General features: G+C 43.4%; 7 protein-coding genes and 1 pseudogene. 6 read left to right on the top strand and 2 right to left on the bottom strand.

The window, feature by feature from the left end:
* Both AC1DUA_RS25875 and AC1DUA_RS25870 read left to right on the top strand, forming a co-directional pair.
* Positions 1 to 1,048, top strand: a pseudogene (locus tag AC1DUA_RS25875) (hypothetical protein); the annotation flags it as partial.
* 714 nt (positions 1,049 to 1,762) lie between these two features.
* On the top strand, positions 1,763 to 2,797 hold the full coding sequence (locus AC1DUA_RS25870) for a metallophosphoesterase family protein (RefSeq protein WP_477502502.1): 1,035 nt from the start codon (positions 1,763 to 1,765) through the stop codon (positions 2,795 to 2,797).
* On the opposite strand, the gene AC1DUA_RS25865 is transcribed toward AC1DUA_RS25870, so the two are convergent.
* On the bottom strand, positions 2,765 to 3,049 hold the full coding sequence (locus AC1DUA_RS25865; RefSeq protein WP_477502501.1) for a hypothetical protein: 285 nt from the start codon (positions 3,047 to 3,049) through the stop codon (positions 2,765 to 2,767). The genes AC1DUA_RS25870 and AC1DUA_RS25865 overlap by 33 nt on opposite strands.
* Before the next feature lie 353 nt (positions 3,050 to 3,402).
* On the opposite strand from AC1DUA_RS25865, the gene AC1DUA_RS25860 reads away from it, so the two are divergent.
* The gene (locus tag AC1DUA_RS25860; RefSeq protein WP_477502500.1) at positions 3,403 to 4,794 is read left to right on the top strand and encodes an SDR family NAD(P)-dependent oxidoreductase; all 1,392 of its coding nucleotides are present in this window, start codon (positions 3,403 to 3,405) and stop codon (positions 4,792 to 4,794) included.
* Between the two features lie 144 nt (positions 4,795 to 4,938).
* On the top strand, positions 4,939 to 5,334 hold the full coding sequence (locus AC1DUA_RS25855) for a TetR family transcriptional regulator C-terminal domain-containing protein (protein ID WP_477502499.1): 396 nt from the start codon (positions 4,939 to 4,941) through the stop codon (positions 5,332 to 5,334).
* A gap of 144 nt (positions 5,335 to 5,478) precedes the next feature.
* Here the strand turns inward: AC1DUA_RS25855 and AC1DUA_RS25850 are convergent, their stop codons facing one another.
* On the bottom strand, positions 5,479 to 5,910 hold the full coding sequence (locus AC1DUA_RS25850) for a MarR family winged helix-turn-helix transcriptional regulator (protein ID WP_477502498.1): 432 nt from the start codon (positions 5,908 to 5,910) through the stop codon (positions 5,479 to 5,481).
* Positions 5,911 to 6,075: 165 nt separating this feature from the next.
* Here AC1DUA_RS25850 and AC1DUA_RS25845 point away from each other — a divergent pair, with 165 nt between their 5' ends.
* Together AC1DUA_RS25845 and ppsA are read left to right on the top strand one after the other, a co-directional pair.
* Positions 6,076 to 7,041 carry a quinone oxidoreductase family protein gene (locus AC1DUA_RS25845; protein ID WP_477502497.1) on the top strand — a complete coding sequence of 322 codons (966 nt, stop codon included), beginning with the start codon at positions 6,076 to 6,078 and terminating at the stop codon, positions 7,039 to 7,041.
* Between the two features lie 214 nt (positions 7,042 to 7,255).
* On the top strand, positions 7,256 to 9,172 hold a 1,917-nt coding region (ppsA, locus tag AC1DUA_RS25840), incomplete at its 3' end, for a phosphoenolpyruvate synthase (protein WP_477502496.1).

The following is a 9,172-nucleotide window of genomic DNA, read 5'->3' as shown; positions in this document are numbered from 1 at the left end:
TGGCAATACACAGGATGAACCAATCTGGTATCATGTTCATACTTCGGCAGGGGATGGTTGGGTGAATAAACAATTTGCCGATCCTATTGCTGCTAAGCCTACAGACGTGGCGATTGAATTGAAATCCAATGCACAGCTAATGAGCTACCCCATGGGTAATTGGTATAAATACGCGCAAGCGTCGCCTCAAATTCTTCACCCGATTCGATACTGGGATGATAATTTAGGGAACCGTTGGTACCAGATCGATTCTTATGTTGGGCTTGTCTGGTTGAAACTAAATCCATATACCGATCATATCGTGGGTGAAGGATTTGATCCGGCTGTGGACATGTCATTCTACACCTTGTACTACAACAGCGCGAAGATCGATGGGGACGAGCTTAAGTTTCAAGATCGCCAAGTCGGATATATACGGGATAACGCTTGGTATGTATCCATCCCCTTTCTATCCGAGGGCTTCCGTTACGATAAAAGTGAGTCAGGCGGTTGGACTACTTATCAGAACAGTAAGTTTGGCACGGGCTTCCGCATCCAGCCCGGTTCTCAGCAGGCAACAACACTCTGGAACGGCAAAGAGGTTCGGCAGCTGAGCTTAACAGCAGCTCCGCAGGTTTCCTCGAACGGAGAATTGTATCTGAATGAAGCCGATGTACGGAACTTGTTCGGGTCGCTTATAGCAAAGGTTGACACTTCCCTCACCTTCACCCTTCAAGCGTACAATGTGAATGCTCTTGCCATTCCAACATCGGTCGACTCAGAGCAGATGGTGCTCAATGTAGCTTTCAGGGACAGCATCCAGCAGATTCCAGTCAAAGCTTCGCCTGAGCTAAGACCGAAGTTGATTGTGGAAGATATTGGAGCCCCGCCGGCAGAGGCCATCCAGACTTACCCCAAATGGGTTGCACCTATTCAGTGGGATTTGGCTTTCTTCCAATATAGTGCTGCCAAGCCCCTGAAGGTCGGGCAGAACCAGCTGCGGGCGAGACTTGAGATTGGTGGTAGGATTTTATGGCAACAAGAATTCACGGTTATGCGGACGAGATAGATGGATCGTGAGTATGATCGATAAATTTAGGTGGAAACACGTGAGCGAAAGCTTTCGTCCTTATTGAGGGCGAAAGCTTTTTGGTGGTTATCTCATTCGGATAAATCAGTTGAATCTAATTTTTGAGCTTGTTAGAATTAAGCAGCCTTTTTGGGGTAACCAATGGTTACTCCTTATTTATGTTTGGGGGAGGTTGTGGGGAGCGAGAATCACACGTTAGCAGTGAAAAAATGTTGCAGCGTTGGGGGCAGCGTAGCCTCGTTGGATGAAATCCAATGAAAACGCCAATAGCGCAGCTAAATTTCTCATTTCATTGGACGAAATCCAATGAAAAATAGATTTCCCGCCCTATAGCGGCTCGATTACCCGATCCTATTGGATTTCATCCAATAGGATCGTTAATCGAGCCTTCAAATCACAGTGTTCGTTGGATTTCGTCCAATGGACCCATACGAAAACGTCGCTCCAGTCCAACCCGAGTGGTGTTTTGACTTTGCGGGACTTTCTATTGTGTGTTAGGYGCCTTAACAGATAGAGACGAATCCTGTCGAGTAGTGTGAAAATGATGTAAAGTGACTTCCAATCGTTCATATAATCTTTAGCTGTGCCAAATCTCCTGCTTACATTCAAGAATTATGGTTAATTCATAGTAAATACCATAATGGAAGGAAATGGAGTGTGGTAGGAGTGAAAATAGGTTTATTGAGAGTTGGATTGTCGCTTGCATTATTCACTGTTCCCCTCAATGTGAAGGAAGAGGAGAAACCTCAACTGTCCTTCCCCGTTATTAGCGATATTCATGTGCAGTCATGGGATAAGCAATCCCATCATAAGTTCGCTGCTGCACTGCGTGACCTAAACGATCTAAATCCGAGCTCTGATGTCCTCATTATTAATGGGGATTTAACAAACGGAATGTCATCTGACTACGACAAATTAGATGAATTGCTGAAGTCTAATCCGCATCCGAAGAACATGGCATGGACGATCGGGAATCATGAATTCTATCAAGCATGGTTCGATACAAATAAAGTATGGAACGCAAATACATTCCCAAACAAGGAGACGGAGCAAGCCTCCATTCACCGATTCCTACAGCTTACGGGAGAAAAGCAAGTTTATTATGACCAGCACATTAAGAGGTATCATTTTATTTTTCTAGGGTCAGAGCAATATCGTCAATCCAATGAGACAAACTTGGAAGATGCCTACCTATCGCAAACGCAGTTAGATTGGTTGCGTTCGAAGTTGAAAGAAGATGTTGATGCGGATAAGCCTGTCTTCGTGTTTTTGCATCAACCTTTTCCCAATAGTGTGGCAGGCACGCATTTCTGTTGTACGAATAACAGAGCGATCATTCAACATGAAGCGTTGAAACAAATATTGTCGGATTACCCTCAGGTGATTTTCTTTTCTGGCCACACGCATTGGGAGTTGAAGTTGCCGGATACGCTAGTACGGGATAAATTTACGATGGTTAATTCATCGTCCGTGCAGCAGCCTTGGACAGACAACGGTCAAGGCGGCGAAGTGGCATTGGGGCCAGACGAAAGTGAGGGTCTGTACGTAGAGGTATACAAGAATAAGGTGGCGATTAAAGGACGTGACTTTTACCGTCACCGTTATATACAAGAGGCACAATTCACAGTCGCATTGGGGGGAAATGACAAAGAGCCAGAGCGCTTTCACAGTGTGGAAAGATCGCCTCTAGCAGGGCTAATTCGTTGGATAATCACTGGTGGAAAATGAGAGGTTAATAGCTTGGTAACTTTGAAATTGTGTAGCAAGATGCCATGTCAATTCACGCCGACTGCTTACGCCCGTTTTCTCGAAAATCGACTTCAGACTGCAAGAGTGATAGCCAGTAGTCAGCTTCAGCATTGGACGAGATTTTACTAGCTCCGGCGTAAGCAGGAGTAATCCTGGATCTTTAAAGGGGAGCGAGTCTGGTGCTTCTGCTCTCAAATACTGCATTTGCAGCGGCTGAGCAATATACGGCATAAGGGAGGCTACATAGTCACATTCCTCAGCTTGAAAATTTGGCTCGCCCTCACGGCGAAACAGAGTAAGGAAACTCCAGCAGGCGCCACTGTAAAGTAGTACAGCACGCAGTTCATCTTGTAAACCGGYAGGTTTTAAAATGTCCCGATATCGTGTGCTTTGCTGGAGCATCCCAAGTGTATTCAAGCTTAGCGATGCAACGTGGGGTTGAGTATGTGCCAACAGCTAGTTAAGTTATTTCCAGGGAACCTTATTGCAGCAGGAAGGAGTCTAGAAAACGCAGAAGCAATCTGTCAAAGTATGAATGGCGCAGTTCGTCCTATGGAATTGGATATTCATGTGCCAGTTAATTTATGGTCTGGTTTTCAGTATCTGCAAATATCTTGCGATTATTCTCCTTATTTATCAAGCAGTTTCTTTTCCACGATACTCCGATCTGGGTCATAACAGCTCTGATGGTAGCTGCCTTGGTTTACATCAACTATGTAGGAAATATCGAAGCTATTGATCGTTTCAGTGAAATGGCTGGACCTTTGCTTCTGGCCGGTATCCTCATAACTTTTGGATTAAATTTAACGAATCTGCATCCAGATCTCATTTTGCCTGTGTTTGCAGACTCCGGGGTTATGCCAATTCTGAAGGGCTCTTTCGTGAATGCCTCTTTTCTAGGAGAGTCCATGATGATCATGATGTTAACACCTTTTATTGTGAATTCGAAAAAAATGCTTAAGCCCGCGCTGCTTGCGATTTGCGTTCCATCCTTGATTGCCGTATTTACAGCAGTTTTTGTTATTATGACATTTGGAACGAATATCGGTTCAACTTTAAAAGCAATGTTTCGATCCATAATTAGAATGAACGTTCGATCTGATGGGACTGCTACTTCACAGAGGAGCAACGTTAACTATACTTTAGGAGGTTTTACCATGAGTAAAACAGTTTTTATTACAGGAACAAGTTCAGGTTTGGGTAAACTAACAGCTATTCGATTTGCTCAATTGGGCTGGAACGTAGCGGCTACAATGCGTACACCTGAGTCAGAAACGGAGCTTACAGCTTACGAAAATATAAAAATTTTCAAACTTGATGTCACAAAAGTGGACCAAGTTCAATCCGCGGTGGAACAAGCGATTGCCGCATTCGGGAAGATTGACGTTGTCGTCAATAATGCTGGTATGGGCACTTATGGTCCGCTAGAATTGGCCAAGGAGGATGCAATTGATTGGCAGTTCGCAGTCAACGCTCGCGGTCCAATTAATGTTATTCGCGGATTTTTACCACATTTCAGAGGAAATAATGGCGGCATGTTCATCAATATCAGTTCCTTCATGGGGGTTACAACCGCTGTGCCGCTTGGTTCACTGTACAACATGTCCAAGTTCGCTTTGGAAGGATTGACGGAAGGTCTCTATTACGAACTGAAGCCGCTCAATATCGAGCTTAGATTAATCGAACAAGGTGGTTCAACAGGTAATAATTTCAAGGGAAATATTACGTGGAACAAAGATGAATCTATTCGAGATTACGATGGGATGATGACAAAGGTAGAAGCGCTAATGGCTAACCCAAATCCTGGCCAATTGGATGATCCTCAGACTATTGTTGATGCAATCGTGGCTCAGGCAACAGGTGAAAGCACACAATTCCGTACCGTCGTCGGAGCATCAGGTAACAAGTTAATAGCATTGAGAAACTCGGTGCCAATTGAAGAATATCTGGAAACTGTAGCTAAAATGTATCAGTAAATAACTTCTGGTGATAGAGTCTGATTTGACTAAAGTGACTACGAAGTGTATTTTTAAAATAGGAATATCTATCATTATTTCAAAAGCAAAGAAGATATTGTTAACGAATTATATAAAGCTATTGTCACTTTTAATGGAAATTATGTGCGCGAAGGCTTACTGCAAGGCACAACGATTCGTGAGAAATTTGAATTGGGCTGGAAGCGGGTAATTGACCTAGGTCAAAAATATCCGCAGGGTTTTCAATTTATTGAGCAGTATTCTTTCTCGCCATATATTTACGATGAGGTGAAGAGAGCGGTCTATACGGGTGGCTGGTGTGACCCGATGAACAATTTGTACGAAGAAGCTATCCAACAAAAGTTGTTTATCATGATGGATCCCAAAATGATGGTCCAAATGCATTATGGATCATTCGTTTACATGTTGAAGGGTGAGTTGTACGGGATTTTCGAGTTAACCAATGACAGTATCAACGAAGCAATCTGTTCTTGCTGGAATGCCGTTTCACCTAAGGAAGATTCGGCAGTAAATAATTGATAGGGTTCGATTCGTCGAACCTGCTTATCCTCTCACTAGTAGAATGAATGTTCATTTTATATTCATCATAACGGAGCTGCTTCATCTTATAGAGACACGATTTCAAAAATAGCCGCGTATCGCGGCTATTTTTTGTATGCAAAGTTATTGATCTAGAATTTTGTTAGCAAGGGCAGCGAAATGCGAGCGTTCGATTTGGGTTAGACTTGTGGTGATTGCATTTACTTGAACATCAATCTCATGACTAACTACTTGAATGAGCTGCCTCCCGACAGGAGTTACTCTAACATTGAATCCGCGCCGGTCACTTGGAGAAACTATGCGTTGTACTAGACCTCGGCGTTCCGCTCGATCAACTAATCCAGTAATACTGGATTTATCAAGATTAAGGTGCTGGGCTAACTGCAACATGTTTGGTTCTCGATCGCGTAGAATTCCAAGCAGTCGAATTTGGATAACTGAAAGATCATGATCAGCTCCAACACGGCCAAGAATAGAGTGAACGGTGAAAGAGAGTTGCACCAATACATCGAGGATTGATCGTTCGCTTGGATTAGTTGTTTGGTCGTTATTCATTTTGTTTCACTCCATAGATTGTAGAAGATTAAAAGGCAGAATGCATGCTTACCTGTGAATTCACTATATATTTTATCATAAAAGATATTGATTTTGTATGCTATACGGGCTATATTGTTTGTATAACAAACTAAATTCGTGTGAAGCGTGAATGGAGGTCAAACTATGCATGCTGCTGTTGTACGTTCGTTCGATACTGCTCCGAAATATGAAGATTTCGATACACCTATTCCATCTGGGAATAATGAAGTTCTTGTTGATGTTATTGCTGCAGGATTACATCCCCGTGTGCGATCACAGGCCAATGGTTCGCACTATACTAGTTCCGATAAGTTACCGTTAGTTCCTGGCATTGATGGCGTTGGGCGTATGTCTAATGGTCAGTTCGTCTATTTTGTTGCACCTGACTCCACCGTAGGGACGTTCGCAGAAAAGACTGTCATAGATCTGCGTCGTAGCGTATCTGTGCCTGAAGGTGTCGATCCCATTCTAATCGCTGCAGCGATGAATCCGGCCATGTCCTCATGGGTTGCTATCCGCCGACGGATAGATTTTCAGCAGGGGCATAAGGTTCTGGTTCTTGGTGCGACGGGTAATTCTGGGCAGATGGCGGTCCAGATAGCCAAGCTTCTCGGAGCTAGCCAGGTGATCGCTGCTGGGCGCGATGAGAATCGGCTTAATTCCCTAACGAATCTGGGTGCTGACGTCACAGTTTCTCTTGCGGGTGATCGAGAGGATGCTGCTAATCAACTGGGGAAGATTGCCTCAGAAGTTGACGTGGTGATCGACTATTTGTGGGGAAAGCCARCAGAACTTGCGATGCTTCCGCTGTTGACGAATAGATCGGATCGCAGCCGCGCTTTGTCTTGGATCCAGATTGGTTCCGTGGCAGGTCCAACGGCTGCTGTGCCTTCCGTGGCACTTCGATCAGCCAATTTTCATCTACTAGGTAGCGGCCAAGGTTCGGTCTCGACCTCCGGCTATGTGGCTGAGCTTCCATCATTAATCGACGTTATTGCCGCTGGCAAGCTGAAAGTGAATTCAGCATCGTTCCCGCTTTCCAAGGTTGAAGAAGTATGGGACGACCCTGCTTATTCCGGGCAGCGAGTTGTCCTTGTACCGACAAAGTGATATTTTCAATGAGAAGGCTGTGAAAAATCAAAAAAGAACCTGATAAAAATATCAGGTTCTTCTATATTGCATATACATGCGCACGATGATATAATCAGTTCACGACTTGTTTTTGTGAAATAGTCATAAATATCTTATCTTACAATTTAATCTTACCATGTCGGTTATCTCTTGTCAAATGTTTTCTAAATTTAATGCTYAGGAGAGATGTTGAATGCGTTCATTGGTTCTCGATTTTCAGGAAATGGAGAAAACACAGCTTTCACTCGTTGGAGGAAAAGGGTTAAATTTAGGTGAATTATCAAAAATTCAAGGCATACAAGTTCCAGAAGGGTTTTGTGTTACCACGGAAGGATATCAAAAAGCTATCGCGCAAAACGATACGTTATCTGCGTTGCTCGATCGGTTAACCCAGGTGAAAGTAGAAGATCGAGATCAAATTAGTGAGATCAGCAGCGAGATTCGGAAGCTTATTAGGGGAGTGGAAATTCCAATTGATGTTGTGAATGCCGTTGGTCATTATCTTTCCAAGTTTGGCGAAGAGTATGCTTACGCTGTGCGTTCCAGCGCGACTGCTGAAGATTTACCCCATGCTTCCTTTGCTGGTCAACAAGACACCTATTTAAATGTTATCGGAAAAGAATCAATTTTGCAGCATATCAGTCAATGTTGGGCATCCTTATTTACGGACCGTGCGGTCATCTACCGTATCCAAAATGGATTCGACCACAGCCAAGTATTCGTGTCCGTTATTGTTCAAAAGATGGTATTCCCGCAGGTTTCAGGGATTCTATTCACCGCTGATCCGATTACTTCTAACCGTAAGCTGCTATCAATCGATGCCAGTTTCGGGCTTGGTGAAGCCTTGGTCTCTGGGTTGGTTACTGCCGATTGTTATAAAGTAAAAGATGAGGAAATCGTTGATAAGAGGATCTCAACCAAAAAACTGGCAATCTATGGTCGAAAAGAAGGCGGAACAGAGACTAGGCAGCTCGGTCCTGATCTACAAAAGAAACAAACACTTACTGAATCTCAAATTCTAGAACTGGCACGCATAGGAAGAAAGATTGAGGYTTATTTCGGTTCCCCACAAGATATAGAGTGGTGTTTGGTGGATGATACGTTTTATATTGTCCAGAGTCGGCCAATTACAACCTTATTCCCGATCCCTGAAGCGAATGATGAAGAAAATCACGCTTATTTATCTGTTGGGCATCAACAAATGATGACCGATCCCATTAAACCGTTGGGATTGTCTTTTTACTTGTTAACGACTCCTGCACCTATGCGCAGAGCTGGTGGGAGGTTATTCGTTGATATCTCGAATAATCTGGCTTCGTCGGTCGGCAGAGAAAACCTGATTAATATGGCTGGACAATCCGATCCGCTCATCAAAGATGCGCTTTTGACCCTAATAAACCGGAAAGATTTCATAAAATTGTCTCCAGATGATGAAAAGAAGCAGAGTGCTAATAACAGCAAGAAAGTTATTCCGTCTTCGCCACAAAACGAATCCGATCCGTCAATCGTTTCTGATTTGATTAAGAAAAGTCAAACATCCATAGAAGTATTAAAACAAAACATCCAGACGAAATCAGGAGTGGAGTTATTTGATTTTATTCTGGAAGATTTTCTGCAATTAAAGAAGATTTTATTTGATCCACAAAGTTCAGCCGTATTTATGTCTGCGATGAACGCTTCATCATTAATCAATGAAAAAATCTATGAGTGGTTAGGTGAAAAGAACGTTGCAGACACGCTTTCTCAGTCTGTGGATAACAATATTACCTCGGAAATGGGTCTGGCGTTATTAGACGTCGCGGATGTAATTCGTCCTTATCCAGAAGTGATTGCATATTTGCAACAAGTCAAAGAGGATAACTTTTTGGAAGAACTCGTTAAGTTTGAAGGCGGAGCGGAATCTCGTGACGCAATCGATGCTTATCTCAAGAAATACGGAATGCGTTGCCCTGGAGAAATCGATGTGACGAAAACTCGTTGGAGCGAAAAACCAATTACGCTAGTCCCTATGATTTTGGGTAACATCAAAAATTTTGAACCTAATGCTAGCTATCGGAGATTTGAGCAAGGGCGACAGGAAGCTTTGGAGAAAGAGCAAGAGATCTTAGAT

Source organism: Paenibacillus sp. 01T422 (assembly GCF_056398785.1).
Note: the sequence above shows the minus strand (reverse complement) of the source record. Positions and strands in the feature narration are given on the sequence as shown.

Coding starts and splice junctions, on each gene's coding strand:
- AC1DUA_RS25865 (WP_477502501.1), bottom strand. CDS start 3,049: ATGCCGTATATTGCTCAGCCGCTGCAAATGCAGTATTTGAGAGCAGAA.
- AC1DUA_RS25860 (WP_477502500.1), top strand. CDS start 3,403: ATGGTCTGGTTTTCAGTATCTGCAAATATCTTGCGATTATTCTCCTTA.
- AC1DUA_RS25850 (WP_477502498.1), bottom strand. CDS start 5,910: ATGAATAACGACCAAACAACTAATCCAAGCGAACGATCAATCCTCGAT.